The organism is Flavobacterium microcysteis (assembly GCF_006385255.1).
GTDB lineage: Bacteria > Bacteroidota > Bacteroidia > Flavobacteriales > Flavobacteriaceae > Flavobacterium > Flavobacterium microcysteis.
In genome coordinates this window covers 457,810-476,179 of record NZ_VFJE01000054.1, presented here as the reverse complement: position 1 = coordinate 476,179, position 18,370 = coordinate 457,810, and the positions used below count along the sequence as shown (strand labels likewise).

General features: G+C 37.6%; 11 protein-coding genes, 1 tRNA gene and 1 pseudogene. 9 read left to right on the top strand and 4 right to left on the bottom strand.

All coding sequences use genetic code 11. The features are described from left to right. Positions 1-35: 35 nt before the first annotated feature. Positions 36-2,012: a tetratricopeptide repeat-containing sensor histidine kinase gene (locus FJA49_RS11110; RefSeq protein ID WP_140000987.1), complete on the top strand. Its 1,977-nt coding sequence runs from the start codon at positions 36-38 to the stop codon at positions 2,010-2,012. 116 nt (positions 2,013-2,128) lie between these two features. Here FJA49_RS11110 and FJA49_RS11105 read toward each other — a convergent pair whose 3' ends face one another. From FJA49_RS11105 to rseP, 3 genes are all read right to left on the bottom strand, one after another. Next, complete coding sequence (locus FJA49_RS11105) at positions 2,129-4,792, bottom strand: T9SS type A sorting domain-containing protein (protein WP_140000986.1); 2,664 nt, start codon at positions 4,790-4,792, stop codon at positions 2,129-2,131. A gap of 228 nt (positions 4,793-5,020) precedes the next feature. After that, a tRNA-Asn gene (locus FJA49_RS11100) sits at positions 5,021-5,094 on the bottom strand. Between the two features lie 86 nt (positions 5,095-5,180). Further along, positions 5,181-6,518 carry an RIP metalloprotease RseP gene (gene rseP, locus FJA49_RS11095; RefSeq protein ID WP_140000985.1) on the bottom strand — a complete coding sequence of 446 codons (1,338 nt, stop codon included), beginning with the start codon at positions 6,516-6,518 and terminating at the stop codon, positions 5,181-5,183. Positions 6,519-6,750: 232 nt separating this feature from the next. On the opposite strand from rseP, the gene FJA49_RS11090 reads away from it, so the two are divergent. Together FJA49_RS11090 and FJA49_RS11085 are read left to right on the top strand one after the other, a co-directional pair. Beyond that, positions 6,751-7,707: an aldo/keto reductase gene (locus FJA49_RS11090; protein WP_140000984.1), complete on the top strand. Its 957-nt coding sequence runs from the start codon at positions 6,751-6,753 to the stop codon at positions 7,705-7,707. Positions 7,708-7,743: 36 nt separating this feature from the next. Next, the gene (locus FJA49_RS11085) at positions 7,744-8,952 is read left to right on the top strand and encodes an MFS transporter (RefSeq protein ID WP_140000983.1); all 1,209 of its coding nucleotides are present in this window, start codon (positions 7,744-7,746) and stop codon (positions 8,950-8,952) included. Between the two features lie 63 nt (positions 8,953-9,015). Here FJA49_RS11085 and FJA49_RS11080 read toward each other — a convergent pair whose 3' ends face one another. Further along, positions 9,016-10,935: a M1 family aminopeptidase gene (locus FJA49_RS11080; RefSeq protein WP_140000982.1), complete on the bottom strand. Its 1,920-nt coding sequence runs from the start codon at positions 10,933-10,935 to the stop codon at positions 9,016-9,018. Positions 10,936-11,093: 158 nt separating this feature from the next. Between FJA49_RS11080 and serS the strand changes: the two genes are divergently transcribed. The 6 genes and pseudogenes from serS to FJA49_RS11050 all read left to right on the top strand — a co-directional run. Then, positions 11,094-12,365 carry a serine--tRNA ligase gene (gene serS, locus FJA49_RS11075; protein WP_140000981.1) on the top strand — a complete coding sequence of 424 codons (1,272 nt, stop codon included), beginning with the start codon at positions 11,094-11,096 and terminating at the stop codon, positions 12,363-12,365. An 87-nt stretch (positions 12,366-12,452) separates the two neighbouring features. After that, positions 12,453-14,231 carry a tetratricopeptide repeat protein gene (locus FJA49_RS11070; protein WP_140000980.1) on the top strand — a complete coding sequence of 593 codons (1,779 nt, stop codon included), beginning with the start codon at positions 12,453-12,455 and terminating at the stop codon, positions 14,229-14,231. Between the two features lie 99 nt (positions 14,232-14,330). Beyond that, on the top strand, positions 14,331-14,648 hold the full coding sequence (locus tag FJA49_RS11065) for a DUF4286 family protein (RefSeq protein WP_140000979.1): 318 nt from the start codon (positions 14,331-14,333) through the stop codon (positions 14,646-14,648). Positions 14,649-14,786: 138 nt separating this feature from the next. Then, complete coding sequence (rsmA, locus tag FJA49_RS11060) at positions 14,787-15,566, top strand: 16S rRNA (adenine(1518)-N(6)/adenine(1519)-N(6))-dimethyltransferase RsmA (protein ID WP_140000978.1); 780 nt, start codon at positions 14,787-14,789, stop codon at positions 15,564-15,566. Then, the gene (mgtE, locus tag FJA49_RS11055; RefSeq protein WP_140000977.1) at positions 15,556-16,908 is read left to right on the top strand and encodes a magnesium transporter; all 1,353 of its coding nucleotides are present in this window, start codon (positions 15,556-15,558) and stop codon (positions 16,906-16,908) included. The genes rsmA and mgtE overlap by 11 nt, the downstream gene beginning before the upstream one ends. Positions 16,909-16,967: 59 nt before the next feature. Beyond that, positions 16,968-17,933 (top strand): annotated as a pseudogene (locus FJA49_RS11050) (2-hydroxyacid dehydrogenase); the annotation flags it as partial. Positions 17,934-18,370 lie beyond the last annotated feature (437 nt).

The following is an 18,370-nucleotide window of genomic DNA, read 5'->3' as shown; positions in this document are numbered from 1 at the left end:
GAAACTTTAATTAATGACTATATCTATTTCGGCCCATGTCTAGAATTACAAAATCAGCTTTATTCCTACTGCTTTTATTTACTTTTTCTGTTTCCTATTCGCAAGACAGAGTCATCGATTCGATAAAAATCCTAATAAGAAATCCCAAGCTCCACGATACGACAAAATTGAGAGCTATTAGTGACGCTATGGATTATCATTATATGGAACAAGAAAAGAATTATTATGTTCTGAATAACATGATGGGTAAGATTGCTCTGGAAAACTATAAAAAAAGCAATACTCCCGAACTTAAAGAGAAGTACACATTATGGCTGGCAAGTTACTATTCTACGGTAGGAACAGAATATTCTTTTACAAAAGAACGCGAAAAAGGATTGGTGTATCATGATAAAAGTATAGCTCTTTTTAAGTCGATAAAATATTATGATGAGATGTACAAAAATATGCTGGTAAAAGCAGCGCTATATGTCCGAATGAATCAGGATCACAAGGCTATTCCGCTGATATTTGATGCTGTCAAATATTTTGAAAAGGACAAAGAATATTACGTAGATGATTTAGCTTATGCCTATTCTGGTCTGGGACAGATCTATATCGGGCAGAAGCAGCATCAAAAAGCAATAAGCTATAATCAAAAAGCAATTCGCTTTTATGAGGATTCGTATGCACAGGAGCCCAATGACCATACAAGTTATCTTAAATCTCTAGCTTACTCCAATATAGCCTATTCCTATTCATCCCTTAAGAAGTTTGAAGAATCAATAGAGTATTGCAACAAGGCATTGCAGATAACCAGAAAAATAAAAAACTATACCATTACGGGTCTTGTTTTATCCCGATTAGGAAATGCAAAAATGCATCTCGGCAAGTTGGACGAAGCAGAAAAAATATTTAATGAGATCTTCTCTATAAAAGGACTGGCAGAAGCCACAAACGATGCGGCCTTGAGCTCTGCTTATTATGGACTGGCTGATTTGCATGTCAAAAAAGGGGACCTAAATAAAGCAGAGTTGTATGCAGATAAAGGCTTTCAGTTAAGCAAAAAAACAGGAAGCATTGACCTTCAGGATTATGGTGCAAAGCTTATTTATGATATCAGCAAAGCGACCAAAAATTTTGAAAAAGCCCTTGAAATGTATCAGTTTCATGAGAAGATAGTAGATTCCAGCCAGATTCAGGCCTCGAAGAATGAGCTGGAACAGCAGCTTCTCAAATATGATTTCGAGAAAAAGGAATTAAATTACAAGTTGGCGGCTCAAAAGAAAGCTGAGGTCAAAAACAATTGGCTTATGGGACTTTCCGGAGTGCTTTTCTTTTTGCTGATTGGCGGTTATTTTTATTACAGAAATACAAAGCAGAAGCAAGAAATTACGAAACTTGAGAAAAATCAGATAAAGCAAAAACTGCTGATTACTCAGATGAATCCCCATTTTATTTTTAATTCGATTAGTAACATCCAGGGGCTGATCCGTGAAAAGAAAGAAGAAGAATCCATAAGCTATCTGAATAAATTTTCAGTACTGACCCGACAGATTCTGGAGAATTCAAATGAAAACTACATTTCGTTAGAAGAAGAAGTAGGCATGATGGAAAATTACCTATCCATCCAACAGCTTTTATACAGCAACAAATTCAGCTTTACGCTTGTTGTTGATGAAGCAATTGATCAGGAATCCCTGTTTTTGCCACCGATGCTGACACAGCCCTTTATCGAAAATGCCATAAAACATGGTTTGGCAGATAAAGACCAAAATGGCAAAATTGATATCCGCTTTTACCTCAAAGAAAGTAAGCTGTTTTTCGAGATTTTCGATAACGGAAAAGGATTTGATGCACCGAAAGCCATAAGCAATCACAAGTCACTGGCAATGACTATTACCAAGGAACGCTTGATTAGCTATACCAAAAACCAGGATTTTGTCGTACAGACCGATACGATAAAAGATAAAGACGAGAAGGTTTTGGGGGCTAAGGTCGTTTTTGAAATACCTTATATTTATGAGGGTTAGGGTTTTTGGTTTGGTTTGAAAACTGTTAGATTGAGAATATTGTATAAAAAAAATCCTGATAGAAATATCAGGATTTTTTTGATTTAAGTTTTTTATAAAGTGTTCTTAATAAGAGTTTATTTCTTTATAATAATCTCCGATTGATTATTTATCGTTATGATTTTTACGATATAGCTTCCGTTAGGTAGGGAAGAGATGTCAACAGAATTGTTGTTTATTTTCTTGGTTAAATCGTCTATGAATTTGCCTGTCTCATCATATATTTCAACGTTGGTTAAAGAATCAGTTTTTTTAATTTCAAAATTAAGAATGTCTTTAACCGGATTTGGATAGACTTTTATTTCACCATCAATATTGATCTTGTACAATTCTTCGGTTTTGGTTATGTCTTTTACATTGTTTTCTGCAGTTTTAGGAGCGAAGTCATTATTTAGTATTGTTCCAATTGCAGTATCGCTAATGTCTCCTGTAAAATTAGTCGCAGAGGCGATGCTCAATTTAAAAGTTTCGTCTGATTCAACAGCTGTATCATTAGTAGTTTGTATTTTAATAACATCGGATGTTGTGCCAGCAGTTATTGTTTTGTTTGCCAGAACGGTATAATCGTTTGCTGCTGCGGAAATGTTAGTATAAGCAAATGTGAGTGTCACATCGTTTGGCAACGGATTGCTAAGTGTGATTGGAAAAGCCAACAATCCACCCTCAGCAACTGAAGCGTCTTGGATTTGAATTACATCTACTAAAGGTTCAATAATAATTGATTTTACTTCAGAATCATATTTGGCATCTATTGACATAAAATAATCTGAATTCGAATCGAATGAAAGAGGTGGAATTATTTCATAAATATTGAAATTATTATAATTAGGGTCTGATGTATTGGTGCTCAAATATCGACCTCTTCCTCCCCACTCAACGGAGGATGGACGTAAAGCTTTGGAAATTGTAAAATAAAAGTCTTCAACATCGGAGGCACGTCCATTGCGTGTAACTATTTTGATTTTTAATTTTTTTGGCAATACATTGGTGTCATTGGATTCTTCAGTAATTTTTTGACTTATTTGTATTTGACTAAAATTTTCTGTAGCTCCTTTTAATTTTATGACTTTCGGATTATATCGAGTTGTCTGGCTAAAAGTCATTCCCAAATCAGAAATATTCGACGGATTTATAATCATGGAACCATCAAATGAATTTTCAATTATATTGGAAGTTTTGAAGGATTGCCATTCCCTAAAAGAAGTTGCATTACTAAAATTGATGATTTTTGGCAATTGGTCAAATGTTATAGGGATGTTGCGGGTTGGAGTAAATGTATTGGAATTGACCGCAAAACTCGATTTTGCAATTCTATTTGATGGTAAAGAAAGCGGTGCTTCAATTAAGTTTAAACTTTTAAAATCTTCATTTATTAGATACGAATATTGTGCTCCTTCACTTATACGATTGCCTGTAATATCTACTACAAGTGGTACATTCAGATTGGTCAAATCTGCATTGGTACAGTCAATAAATGCTCTTACGAGATCAGGTCCGTAAAAAGGATTGTTTTCAAGAAAATTATCCCTGATGATTATGTGATGCGAATTACTTTTTATAAAAGCACCTTTTTCTGCAGGTCCTCTGTAATCTAAAATATCGTTATGGAAAATTAAATTTTGAGAACCAATCTGAAAGTTCAAGCCTTGCGGATCGTGTATTCTACTTAAATCCAAGATTGCATATTTCCAAAAGCCTATAAATCGGTTATTGCTAATGGTATTTAGGTCTGATCCCTCTAATTTAATTCCGATATTAAAATTTTCTATCTTATTATTTGCAATTTCACAGTCATAAGCTTTCTTAAACGAGAGTGCAATTCCGGTATCATTATTACCAGCGGCTGTTGTCTTACCGATAAAGTTGCAGTTTATTATTTTGACTTTTGTTATTGCATAATATTCATCTCCAAAGTTGTCAACAGCATTGTAAGGTGGAGTGTTATTAATTGAGCCTCCAACGAATTCAAGGCCATTTGTGCAATAGAAAATAAGATTTTCAAATATTATGGCTTTATCAAATCCATATTGAGGAATGTTAATACATTTGAATACAAAGCCTGTAAATTCTGGGCTGCTGCCAGCAGTTTCAAGATGAATGCCGCCTGAGCTATAAAGATGGTAACTGGTCCTATCATGATTTAAATTTCTTTTATTTAAATCAAGATAAACGGTTTTAAAAACAGGATATCCAACGCTATAAGAAGTGCTATTCTGAACCCTGGCAGGAAAATAAACCTTAGGATAAAAATTTACAGCTCTCTGGATTGAATCTGACCAATCTGCTTGTGGATTCTCATCATGGGTTTGCCACCATTGAGGATAAGTTTGGTCAATTTGAGGAAATCCATCTGTTTTACCCGTTCCTAAACAATTGAATATTTGATAAATTCCCGCATCGATTGAGCTATTAATAAAAAGGGTTTTTGAGTTGGGGATTGTTATTATGTTTCCTTTCAAGAATTTAAGAGCTTTCTTTTCGCTAACTGTTTTGTCGCTAACCAAAGTGATGCTCTTGTCTATAACCAATGTATGGAAAGTAGTAGAGGAGTTTAAAAAATCAATGGCACTTTCTAAGGAGGCATAATCACTTAGGTAGATTACAGTTAATTCTGTAGAAGGAGTTACATCCGTAGTTTCAGATTTCCCATCTACAACCATGCTGGTTGTTGGTAATGGGCTTCGGGCAAACCCTAAAAAAGAAGCTAGAAATACAGTACAAAAGAGAATGTTTTTTTTCATAATGTAGTTTTTGAAGTTAAGTTAGTTATAAAGATATAGAAAAAGGGAATCAAAAATTATGAAGAAAAAATTGGTTAAAAAATGAAAAGGTTAAGTTTTGATTACAAAGATGTAAACTAGAGTCTAAGTGAAGGTTTTTAGTAGAGGTGAATACCTGAAGTTGGTAAGGAAAATTATCGAAGAGTATAAAAACAAAAAATCCTGATATTTCTATCAGGATTTTTTCTGCTCCCCCTCTTGGGCTCGAACCAAGGACCCTCTGATTAACAGTCAGATGCTCTAACCAACTGAGCTAAGGAGGAAGGCGTATTGCCTTTTAAAGCGGTGCAAATATAAGGCGAAATTTATTTCTTGCAAATAAAATTGAAGAAATTTTTCAATTTTTTTTCTATTTCATGATGGCTTTATAAATGTCATTGCCGTTGGCAAAGAGTACCAGTCCTATAAGTATAAAGAAACCAACAACTTGCGCGCGCTCTAGGAATTTTTCGCTCGGTTTCTTTCTTGTGATGATTTCAAACAATAAAAACATAACATGTCCACCATCTAGTGCTGGAATCGGTAAAAGGTTCATTACACCTAGCATGATCGATAGGAAAGCTGTAATCGTCCAAAAGTATTCCCAGCTCCAAACACTCGGAAAAACATTAAAGATCGCATAGAAGCCTCCTACGCCTTTGTAAGCACCTGTATCCGGGTTAACAATGGCTTTTAGCTGTGTAAAATAACGACCCAGTTCGTCTTTGCTTCTTTGAATACCCGCAGGGAATGATTCTGCAAAGGAGAAAGTCTCACGGCTGATTTTATAGTAGCCCAATTTTTCAAGGTTTTCAGGTTTAAGACCACCTTGCATTACACCCAGTTTACCATCCTTGTTAACGGTTACTTTTATAGGCTCTTCTTTTTCATCTCTGAAAACAACTGCGTCAAATGTCTTGCCGGCATTGGCTTCATTGAAAGCTAATATTTCATCAGCATATCTCATTTTCTTGCCGTTGATGCTTAAGATGATATCTCCTTTTTTAAGCGTATTTATATTTGGTGAATCTTCTGCAATATTACCTACAGTAAAAGGGACACGCAGTTTCAGATAGCGTCTGTCTTCTTCCACAATTTTAGACAGCAAGTCTACCGGAAGCTTGATTTCTTCTACGGCGCCATTTCTTTCGATAGTAGCCGTTTTAGCAAAATTGACATTGTATTGTACATCGTCGAATTTTTCTACTTTTTTGCCATCAACAGCAATGATCTTATCTCCGGTCTTGAATCCGATTTTTTCTCCAAGAGGACTGGAAACCCAGATGCCGTCTTTTAGTTCAGAATTCGAGATATACGTATTGCCATACACATAAGCCATACCTATGTAGATAATGATTGCCAGAACAAAATTGACTGTAACACCACCTAACATAATAATAAGACGCTGCCAAGCCGGCTTGGAACGGAATTCCCAAGGTTGAGGTGGAAGAGCCATCTGCTCCTTGTCCATGCTTTCGTCAATCATACCTGCAATCTTCACATAACCGCCTAATGGTAGCCATCCGATTCCGTAAACCGTTTCACCGATTTTTTTCTTGACCAGCGAGAATTTTACATCAAAGAAAAGATAGAATTTTTCAACTCGTGTCTTAAATAATTTGGCCGGGATGAAGTGCCCCAACTCATGTAGCACAATCAGCAATGATAAACTCAACAAAAACTGAGAGAGCTTAATAACTATTTCCATTTTTTAATTTTAGATTCAATAATTGCGAACAAAAATAGTGTTTTCTATTTACTTACGGTGGGATTATTCATTTTTCAATATTTTAAATGTTTGTTAATCTTTGAAATCGGAATTTTTAGTTTAGGTGATGTACAGTAATTTTACTTTTTAAACGGAATCGGTGTTGATTTCGCTTTATTCCTGCCTCATGCCATTACCGGCATCTTGCTAACTATACTAAACTTTTACAATCATGGAAAAAAGACAATTAGGCAATACAGACCTGCATATTTATCCTGTGGCGTTTGGAGGAAACGTTTTTGGGTGGACTCTTGACGAAAAGAAATCCTTTGAAATTTTAGACGGTTTTACCGAAGTAGGCTTTAATTTTATTGACACGGCCGATGTATATTCACGCTGGGCACCCGGAAATGTAGGTGGCGAATCAGAACGAATCATTGGCAAGTGGATGAAAGAAAAGAAAAACCGCCACGATATTGTCCTGACAACCAAAGTAGGTTCTGATATGGGCGATGGCAAAAAAGGACTCAAAAAACAATACATACTCAAAGCCATAGAAGATTCACTACAACGCCTTAAGACGGATTATCTGGATTTATACCAAACGCATTTTGATGATGTAGAAACTCCGGTAGAAGAAACATTGGAAGCCTATGCCCAATTGCAAAAAGATGGCAAAATCCGTTGGATTGGAACGTCAAATATGTCGCCGGAACGCATTCTAGCCTCTTTACAAGCAAGCGCAGCAAAAGGATTGCCACGTTATGAAACCTTACAGCCACATTATAACCTGTATGCCCGTGAAAAATATGAAACCCAATATGAATCACTGGCCCTGGAAAACGGTTTAGGTGTAATTACCTATTATTCGCTTGAAAGCGGATTTTTGACCGGAAAATACAGAACAAAAGAAGATTTGGGAAAAAGCCCAAGAGGTGGAGATATGGACAAATATTTTGACGAAAGAGGTTTGAAAATTCTGGCTGCTCTCGATGAAATTTCAAACCAATACAAAGCAACTCCCGCAGCAGTGTCACTGGCATGGCTTATCCAAAGACCATCGGTTACGGCTCCAATCGTGAGTGCTACCAGTAAAAGCCAATTGGGAAGCATCATCCAGGCGCCGGAACTAAATCTGGATGCAGAAGCTATCCGCTTTTTAGACAAAGCCAGCGCATGGCAATTATAAAAACAATTCACAACAAACAAACTTGTTAATTATTTGATGGAATTCAGATTTATCAACACCTTCAATACCCGCCCAAAACTCAAAGGCTATAAACATGCCAAGGAATCTTATTTAAAGCGGATACGCTGGGCAGTTTCCCTTTTTTATTTTGCGATGGGCTTGTGCTTTGCCACCTGGGCAAGCCGTATTCCGGATATCAAAGCTTCGCTCCATTTGAGCGAGAGCGATTTAGGCTCCATCCTTTTTGCATTGCCATTCGGACAGCTAATAGTCATGCCTTTTTCGGGAAAACTCGTCACAAAATACGGTAGCCATAGAATCCTGGTTCTTTCATTGGCATTCTATGCTCTTGCACTTACCAATCTTGGACTTGCAGCAAAGCCGTGGCAACTTTCTGCCGGACTGTTCCTGTTTGGGATTTTTGGAAACTTGAGCAATATTGCCGTAAACACACAAGGAGTCTACACCGAAGGACTTTTTAAAAGGACTATCATGTCTTCGTTTCACGGTGCCTGGAGTACGGCTGGTTTTTCCGGAGCTTTAATAGGAATTGCGATGCTGGCTTTAAAACTTTCGCCTTTTGAACATTTTGTGATTGCGGCCATAATTGTTTTTATACTGATGGCAGCCAATTATAAATACCTTATCAAAGCCAAAGAGAAAAAATCTTCAGAGAAGAAAAAGAAATTTTTCACCAAACCGGATGGCGTTTTGATTTGGCTGGGTATTATTGGTTTTTGCTGTATGGCAAGCGAAGGCGTTATGTTTGACTGGAGTGGTGTTTATTTCAAGGAAATCGTGAAAGCGCCTGGTCCATTGGTGATTTTAGGATATACCTCATTTATGATTATGATGGCCAGTGGAAGATTTTTAGGCGACCGACTCATCTATAAATACGGAAGAAAAAGAGTGTTGCAGATTAGCGGTCTGTTAATTTCAATCGGATTGTTTACATCGGTCTTTTTGCCGTATCTTGTTCCGTCTACCTTAGCATTCATGCTGGTAGGCTTGGGTGTTTCGACTATAGTGCCAACAGTATACAGCATTGCAGGAAAAAATACGACAGTAGCTCCAGGTGAAGCATTGACCATTGTTTCCAGTGTAAGTTTTCTTGGTTTCCTGATGGGGCCACCAGTTATCGGTTTTATTGCCGAAGCTGCCGGACTGCAATTTTCTTTTGCTTTTATCGGAATCTTCGGAGTAATGATCGCTATAATGGCAAGCCGTATCAAAGCAATACAATAAAGAAACTTTTTTAATGCAAAAGGGCTTCCATTTGGAAGCCCTTTTTGTTATATGTTTTAGAAACTAAGCTTTGATAAACTTCATCTGTTTTGTGCCAGCATCTGTAATTATTTTTACAAAGTTTACACCCACTGGCAATGCGGAAACATCCCATGAAGTCTGAGAAGTTGTTTCTTTGATAATCTGTCCTAATGCATTATAGAATATGGCTTTTTCAAGTACAACATTATCTGGGAGCTGCAATTGCAAAGAATGGGAAGCTGGATTAGGATACAGCTTTACGTTTTCATCCAAAACAAAACTTCCATTACCTAATGTAGCAGTACTGTTTCTTGCTATGATATCGCTTTTTGGATTAAAAGTAATGCCTGTAATCACAAACGGTACATTTTTGTCGATAGTCTGGTTATTGGTTGTGTTGTCCAAAATCAAATCCAATGATTGGCCTCCGGCGCCGGTTACTCGTACCGGAACTGGCATTTCAAAAAAGGAAACGGATGCATGAGACTGTGTCTGGCTTACTGTAAAACGAGCTACGCCCTGAGAAAAGTTTCTCGCCGTTATGGTATATCTCGGATAACCTTGCCCGTATACCCAATCATTAAAAAATTCGTCCAGATCCAATCCGGAAGCGGTTTCCAAATGTGTTTTCAGATTCTCGGTTATAGCATAGCCATAAGCCAGATTCGGGTCAGCGAGGTAGTTTTTGACGCCTTGGAAAAAGTTAGCGTCGCCCAATTTAAAGCGAAGCATATGCACCACCATAGCACCTTTGTCATAGGTTAACCTGCTGCTAAAAATTCTTCCGGCATCTAAGGCTTCAGTATCCGACAGATAAACAGCTCCGCCAACTTGGGAAGTGATGTTATCAATCAAACTGCTTTTCCAGGAATTAAAGTCGGTAGCGCCATCCATATTCTCAATAACAAGACCGGCCAGATAGCTTGCAAAACCTTCGTTTAGCCAAATGTCTTTCCAACTGCCGCAAGTAATTTTATCTCCAAACCATTGGTGGGCTAATTCATGAGCAATCAGGTCTCTGCCAAAACTACCCATAAACGAAACCGTAGTGTGTTCCATTCCGCCACCTAGTGAACACTGTGCATGTCCGTATTTTTCATTAGAAAAAGGATAGGTCTCAAACAGCTGTTCAAACAGATCCATAATAGGCACGGTTACAGCCAGGGCGTTTTGGGTAGCTGCCTGACTTTCCGGATAGATATAATTTACAATCGGAAAAGTATGTGGTGCAGTTCCTGCCTGTTGTGTGAATATTGTATAGTTAGTAACACCAATAGCTATAAGATAGGCCGGAATAGGATAGTTGTGGTGAAAATGTGTAGTTTTTGTACCATCACCATTGTTGACGGCACTGATTTGAAGTCCGTTGGCAACGCTCACATATTGTGATCCTGTTTTTATAAATACATCCAATTTTTCAATCTTGTCATTCAAGTCTTGTTTGCACGGCCACCAGTCTCTGGCCCCAAAAGGTTCAGAAAGCGTATAAAGTCCTGGATTTCCGGCATGTGTATAAGTGTTGAATCCGTCACTATCGGCAGGAGGAGCTCCTTCATATACAATTGTCAACGAATCCAATACATTAGTGTTTTGTACGGCAGGCAGGGTAATAACCAACTCATTTGTGCCGTTTTGTGTAAAACTAAGTGATGTATTTCTTTGTTTTACCGAGCTCACTTCCAATTCGTCCGCAAGATCAAAAGTTATAGTGCTCATATTTGATTTTGCCTTGTAATAAGTAGTCACATTGCCTTTGATGTAATAAATACTCGGGTTTACCTCAAATCGGAGCCTATGATAGGTCACATCATAATTTTCGGTATTCGGATTATTCCTGAAGTTGATTTTTTTTACCGCTGATTTTCGTTCTGCTTCAGCTATTTGGTTGTTTTGAGAAGATGAATTCTGAGCAAAGCTAACGCTTGACAGAACTAAAGCGAATAGCAGGTATATTTTTTTCATAATCGGGAAAAATTTCCCAAATGTAATTAATAAATAACACACAAGATGTTAATTTATTACAGTTGAGACCGCATTTAAAACTTTACACTATGTTAGCCGTTAACTTTGCAACTGTCAACCTTTTTTCCTTAAATTTGCTTCCTTATAAAAATTAGACAATGTTACAGATAGCATTTATTAGAGAAAACCAGGAGAAAGTCCTCAAAGCTTTGGCAAAAAGAAACATGGATGCCAAAAGTATTGTTGAACTAGCCGTGCAGCTTGATGAAAAAAGAAGAGCGACACAGGCTGAAATGGACAATATTTTGTCGGAATCGAATAAGCTATCCAAAGACATTGGTGAGTTGATGAAAAGCGGCGAGAAGGCAAAAGCAGAATTGCTAAAAACCAAAACAACTTCGCTAAAAGAAAAAAGCAAGGAATTGGCTGAAAAGCTTGATGAATACACAAACGAGCTGACAGAACAATTGTATTTGCTGCCAAATCTTCCTGCGGATATTGTTCCGGAAGGAAAGACTCCAGAAGACAACGTAACTGTTTTGCAAGAAGGTGCTATTCCGGACTTGCATGGAGAAGCTTTGCCTCACTGGGAATTGGTAAAAAAATACGACATCATAGATTTTGAATTAGGAAATAAAATAACAGGTGCAGGATTTCCTGTCTATAAAGGAAAAGGAGCCAAATTGCAACGTGCCTTAATTACCTACTTTTTAGATAAAAACACAGCAGCGGGTTACCAGGAATTTCAGGTACCGCATTTTGTGAATGAAGCATCAGCTTATGGAACAGGACAACTTCCTGACAAAGAAGGACAGATGTATCATGATGCGACGGATAATCTTTATTTGATCCCAACAGCTGAAGTTCCGGTAACGAATTTGTTCCGTGACGTTCTTTTGCATGAAAACGAACTTCCAATTCTGGCAACGGCCTATACGCCTTGTTTTAGAAGAGAAGCAGGTTCGTATGGTGCTCACGTACGTGGATTGAACCGTTTACACCAATTTGATAAGGTAGAAATCGTAAGAGTTGAACATCCGGAAAAATCATACGAAGCTTTAGAAGGTATGGTAGAACACGTAAGAACCCTATTGAACGAATTAAAACTTCCATACAGAATTCTTCGTCTTTGTGGAGGTGATATGGGCTTTGCGTCTGCTATGACCTATGATTTTGAAGTGTTTTCAACAGCACAAGACCGTTGGTTGGAAATCAGTTCGGTATCTAACTTCGAAACTTTCCAGTCTCACCGATTGAAGTTACGTTATAAAGATAAAGACGGTAAAAACCAATTGGCACATACGCTAAACGGAAGCTCATTGGCATTGCCAAGAGTATTGGCAGGTATTTTGGAAAATTATCAGACACCGGAAGGTATTGTGATTCCAGAAGTGCTGCGTCCATACACCGGATTCGATATCATAAATTAACCAATAGTTTAATGTAGCAATGTACTAATTCAGCCTTAAAATTGTTATATTAGTACATTGTTATATCCTTTTTTGCATTAAACTACAATGAGAAAAATTTTCCTACTCTTAAGCCTATTTGTGTCGCTGTTTGCTTTTGCGCAAAACGAACAGTTGGCTTTGAATTATTTTGACAAAGGAGAATTTGAAAAAGCCATCATTAGTTTTGACGAATTGCTGAAAAATCAGCAGGGGAATAGCTTTTACTTTCAGAAAATAATAGAATCCTATCAGCAGTTGCAGCAATATGATCAGGCTGAAAAACGTCTTCAGGAACGTTATGAAAAATACAAGCAGCCATCGCTTTTGGTTGAGATTGGATACAATTACCAATTGAAGAAAGAGGCAGGAAAAGCTAAAAAATATTACGACCAGGCAGTAGACAAGATTAATGAAAACCCATCCAACGTATATTCCATCGCCAATATTTTTGAGAAAAAAGTATTGCTGGACTATGCTTTAGAATCCTATAAGCTGGCCATAAAGCTAGAACCAAAATTCAAGTTTAATTACCAGATGGCTGTCATTTACGGACAGCAAGGCAAAATGGATCTCATGATTGATACTTTTCTGGAAGAAGCCTATACAAACCAGAATAATACTATCATGATTCAGAATCAGCTTTCACGTTTTATGACAGAAGAAGCTGAAGAAACATTCAATACGGCGTTGCGAAAGGCATTATTGTTGCGTGCCCAAAAAAATCAGGATATATTCTGGAACCAGTTTTTAAGTTGGTTTTTTGTACAGCAAAAAGATTATTCCAAAGCATTTATCCAGGAAAAAGCAATTTACAGACGTGATCCTGAATCTTTTTCGAATATCGTAAACCTGGCTGAATTGGTTATGGAAGAAAATGAAGAAGAAACAGCAAGGGAGATTTTTGCGTTTGTTTTGGAAAACACACAAGATTTGGATTTGCAAATCAGGGCACATTATTTTTTAATGGAAGCGAGAATCAAAAGAGCACCTGAAAAAGAATATCCTGCAATCAAAAGCGAACTGGATCTATTGGTGAAAAAATACGGAATAAGCCCATACACTTTATCCTTGCAGATATTACAGGCTCACTTTGCTACTTTCAACCTTAAAAATCCGGAAGAAGGAAAGGCCATATTAAAACGTACGTTAGAATTGCCTTTGAATAAATACCAGACAGCAGATGCAAAGATGGAATTGGCCGACATTTTGCTTTATGAAGAAAAATTCAACCAGGCCCTAATCTATTATTCTCAGATTGAAGAAGATTTGAAAAATGATGCTGTAGGGCATGAAGCCAGTTTGAAAGCTGCAAAAACAAGCTACTTCAAGACTGATTTTGAATGGGCACTCAAGCAATTTAAAGAATTAAAGGCGGCTTCGACTCAGCTGATAGCAAACGATGCTTTAGAATTATTTCTTTTAATCAATGACAATACCGTAGCAGATTCAACTCAGGTTGGATTGAAGAAATTTGCCAGAGGTGATTACTTATTGTATCAGAATAAGAATAAAGAAGCATTGGAACAATTCCAGTCGATATTGAAAGAATACAAAGGCCAGGAAATCGAAGATGAAACACTGTTGCGAATTGGAGAAACCTATGAGAAATTGGGTGATTTTAATTCTGCTCTGACGCAATATCAGGCTATAATCGATAACCATAAAGACGGAATCTATATTGACGAAGCGCTTTATTTTTCGGCAGAGATTTACAATAAGAAACTAAAAGATACAGATAAAGCCAAAGCGCTTTATGAACAGATCTTATTCAATCACGAAGACAGTATTTATTTTGTAGAAGCGAGGAAAAAATTCAGGCAGTTGCGAGGCGATACGAATTTATAATTATATAATTACGAATTACGAATTACGAATTACGAATTACGAATTTTTCAAATAAGACCGCTTCACCAGATGAAGTCTAAAAATCTAAAAATTAAAAAAATGATAATATATAACGTAACCATAAATATTCACGAATCTGTACATGACGAATGGCTTCGCTGGATGCAGCAGAAACATATTCCGGAAATTCTGGCAACAGGAAAATTCTCTTCGGCACGTCTTGTAAAAGTATTGGTTGAAGAAGAAATGGGTGGTACGACTTATTCGGTTCAATATTGGGCTGATTCCAGAGAAAATCTGGACAGTTACTATCTGGAAGACGCACCCGGATTTAGAGAAGAAGGCCACAGATTATTTGGCGACAAGATGCTTGCCTTTAGAACAGAATTGGAATTCATCAGTGACCACAAATCTTAATAGTTGATGGTTGATAGAGGATAGTCGATAGTTGGAAGAAGATAGGCAGTTTATAGTCTAAAATCACAAATCATAAATCACAAATCCAACGTCTAAAATCCAAAATCACAAATCAAAGATCATAAATCTTAAATCAAAATGGATAAAGTAAAAGCCAAGAAACATCTTGGACAGCATTTCCTTACGGACGAAAACATAGCAAAGAAAATCGCAGATACGCTCCATTTTGAAGGCTACGATAATGTTTTGGAAATTGGACCGGGGATGGGCGTATTGACAAAATACCTGCTTGAAAAACCGGTAAACACCTATGTCATTGAAATCGATACGGAATCGGTAGATTATTTGAATGCGAACTATCCAAAGCTTCACAATCATATCATCTCGCAGGATTTTCTGAAATATGACATCAATAAAACCTTTGAAGGGAAACAGTTCGCTATCATTGGTAACTTTCCATATAACATATCTTCCCAGATTGTTTTCAGGGCTTTGGAATTGCGAAGCCAGGTGGCAGAATTTTCGGGAATGTTCCAGAAAGAAGTGGCCGAAAGAATCTGTGAAAAGAAAGGTAGTAAAACATACGGCATATTGTCGGTGTTGGTACAGGCATTTTATGATGCGGAGTATCTTTTTACCGTACATGAGAATGTATTCAATCCGCCGCCTAAAGTGAAATCAGGAGTGCTACGACTCAAAAGAAAAGAAAATTTTGCACTACCGTGTAATGAAAAGTTATTTTTTACAGTTGTGAAAACTGGTTTCCAACAGCGAAGAAAAACATTGCGTAACAGCTTAAAATCCCTAAATCTTTCGGAAAGTTTAAGAGAAGATACTATCTTTGACCTCCGTCCGGAACAGCTGGATGTACAGCAATTTATAGCAATAACCCAAAAAATAGAAGCCGATGCAATTTAAAATCAGTAAGGAGCTAATTCTTCAGATTGAAGAATTAATCTTGAGCAAAAAAGACCAGCAACTGGAAGCCTTGCTTAACGATATGCACCATGCTGATATTGCCGAAATCCTTGATGAATTGGATTTTGACGAGGCAACTTATATTTTCAAAATTCTTGATAGCGAAAAAACAGCCGAGATTCTTCTTGAACTGGAAGACGACCTTCGTGAAAATATCCTAAGCAGGCTTTCTCCAAAAGAAATTGCAGAAGAGCTTGACGAGTTGGATACGGATGACGCAGCCGACATTATCGCTGAACTTTCTACCGATATCAAGAATGAGGTAATCTCTGAGCTTATTGACGTTGAGCACGCAAAAGACATTGTTGATCTTTTGCGTTATGACGAAGATACTGCCGGAGGTCTTATGGGAAAAGAGCTCGTAAAAGTAAACGAAAACTGGAACGTATTGACCTGCGTGAAAGAAATGAGAATACAGGCGGAAAATGTTTCCAGAGTGCACTCTATTTATGTGGTCGATGACGAAAACAGGCTGAAAGGAAGACTTTCGCTAAAAGACCTTTTGACGACTTCTACTAAAACTCCAATCAGTGAAGTATATATCCCAAAAGTAGATTACGTACGTGTCGATACAGAAGATGTAGAAGTAGCCCGTATCATGCAGAAGTATGACCTGGAAGCCATTCCTGTTGTAGATGAACTTGGAAGACTGGTGGGAAGGATTACGATTGATGATATCGTAGACGTTATCAAGGACGAAGCCGACAAAGATTACCAGTTAGCGGCGGGTATCTCTCAGGATGTTGAGGCAGATGACAGCATTTTGGAACTCACAAAAGCACGTTTGCCATGGCTTGTCCTGGCACTTTTAGGAGGTTTTGTATCTGTACGGGTTCTTGGGCTTTTTGAAGGAGCAATGACAGAACACGGTAACCTGTTTTTCTTTACGCCGCTGATTGCTGCGATGGCAGGAAACGTAGGTGTCCAATCTTCTGCAATCATTGTACAAGGTCTTGCAAACAATACATTGAGCGGTTCGCTTTTTAGCCGATTGATAAAAGAGATTTCCTTAAGTCTTTTGAACGGAGTCATTCTGGCTTCGATATTGTTTTTAGGGAGCCATTTCTTATTGAACGTAGAACTTATCATCGGAGTTATCGTGACCAGCGCATTGATTTCCGTAATCATCATAGCATCGCTTATCGGGACATTTGTTCCTCTTTTGCTGAATAAATTTGGAATAGATCCGGCTTTGGCAACAGGGCCTTTTATTACGACCAGCAATGACATCTGCGGAATATTAATCTATTTTTCTATCGCAAAGCTTATCCTCGGCTTTTAAAGCAAAATTGCTTCGGTATAGGATTGCGCATTATTTAACCGTAAAAATTCTATCGAAGAATGGTGCCTAAAGAAATTAAAATACTACACATTGACAGCAATTATCCTTTATTGCTAAGTCAGTTACAAGAAGCCGGTTTCACTAACCACGAAGATTTCAAATCTTCAAAAGAAGAAATAGAAGCCAAAATTCAGGACTATAACGGAATTGTGATTCGCAGCCGTTTTAAAATCGACAAAACCTTTTTAGATAAAGCAACCAACCTGCAATTTATTGCCAGAGTAGGTGCTGGTCTTGAAAGTATTGATTGCGACTATGCGATTGCTAAAAACATAAGCCTGATTGCTGCTCCGGAAGGCAACCGAAACGCTGTGGGAGAACATGCTTTGGGAATGCTGTTATCACTTTTCAATAAGCTGAACCAAGCCGACAGGGAAATTCGTTCCGGACATTGGAATCGTGAAAAAAACCGTGGACATGAACTGGATGGCAAAACCGTAGGAATCATAGGATATGGCAATATGGGAAAATCATTTGCCAAAAAACTGCGTGGATTTGATGTTCAGGTATTGTGCTATGATATTCTTGACAATGTAGGCGATGTCAATGCAAAACAAGTGTCGTTAGAAGAACTTCAACAAAAATCAGATGTATTGAGCCTGCACATTCCGTGGACTCCGGAAACGGACAAGCTGGTGAATGCTGACTATATCAATGCTTTTGCAAAACCGTTCTGGCTAATCAATACATCAAGAGGTAAAAATGTAGTAACTGCTGATTTGGTTCAGGCTTTAGAAACGGGCAAAGTTTTAGGTGCCGGATTGGATGTGTTGGAATATGAAAAACTGTCTTTTGAAACCCTGTTTGAAGAAGATAAAATTCCGGAAGCTTTCCAATACCTTTTAGAGTCAGACAAAGTCATATTGTCGCCGCATATTGCAGGATGGACTTTTGAAAGCCATGAGAAATTAGCGCAGACCATCGTAGATAAAATCAAAGAATTGTATTTTGGTAAAAATGCAGAGGAAAAAGTGCCAAACCGTGTTACTGGAATAGGCGGCTTTTTCTTTAAATCAGAAGACCCGAAAGCGTTGAGAGATTGGTATAAAAAACATCTAGGATTAAATACAGACGACTATGGCTGTACATTCTGGTGGAAAGATAAGGAAGGATATGATTGTGCTACCCAATGGTCGCCGTTTAAAAGCGATACCAATTATTTTAGTCCTTCAGAAAAACAATTCATGCAGAATTTCAGGGTAGAAAACCTGGAAGAACTGTTGGTTTCATTAACAAGAGAAGGCGTACAGGTTGTAGGAGAAATGGAAAGCTACGACTATGGGAAATTTGGGTGGATTGTTGATATTGAAGGGAATAAGATTGAATTGTGGGAGCCTATAGACAAAGTATTTTTGTGATAAGAATATAAAATTAACATAAAGCAATTGTCTATCCGATATTT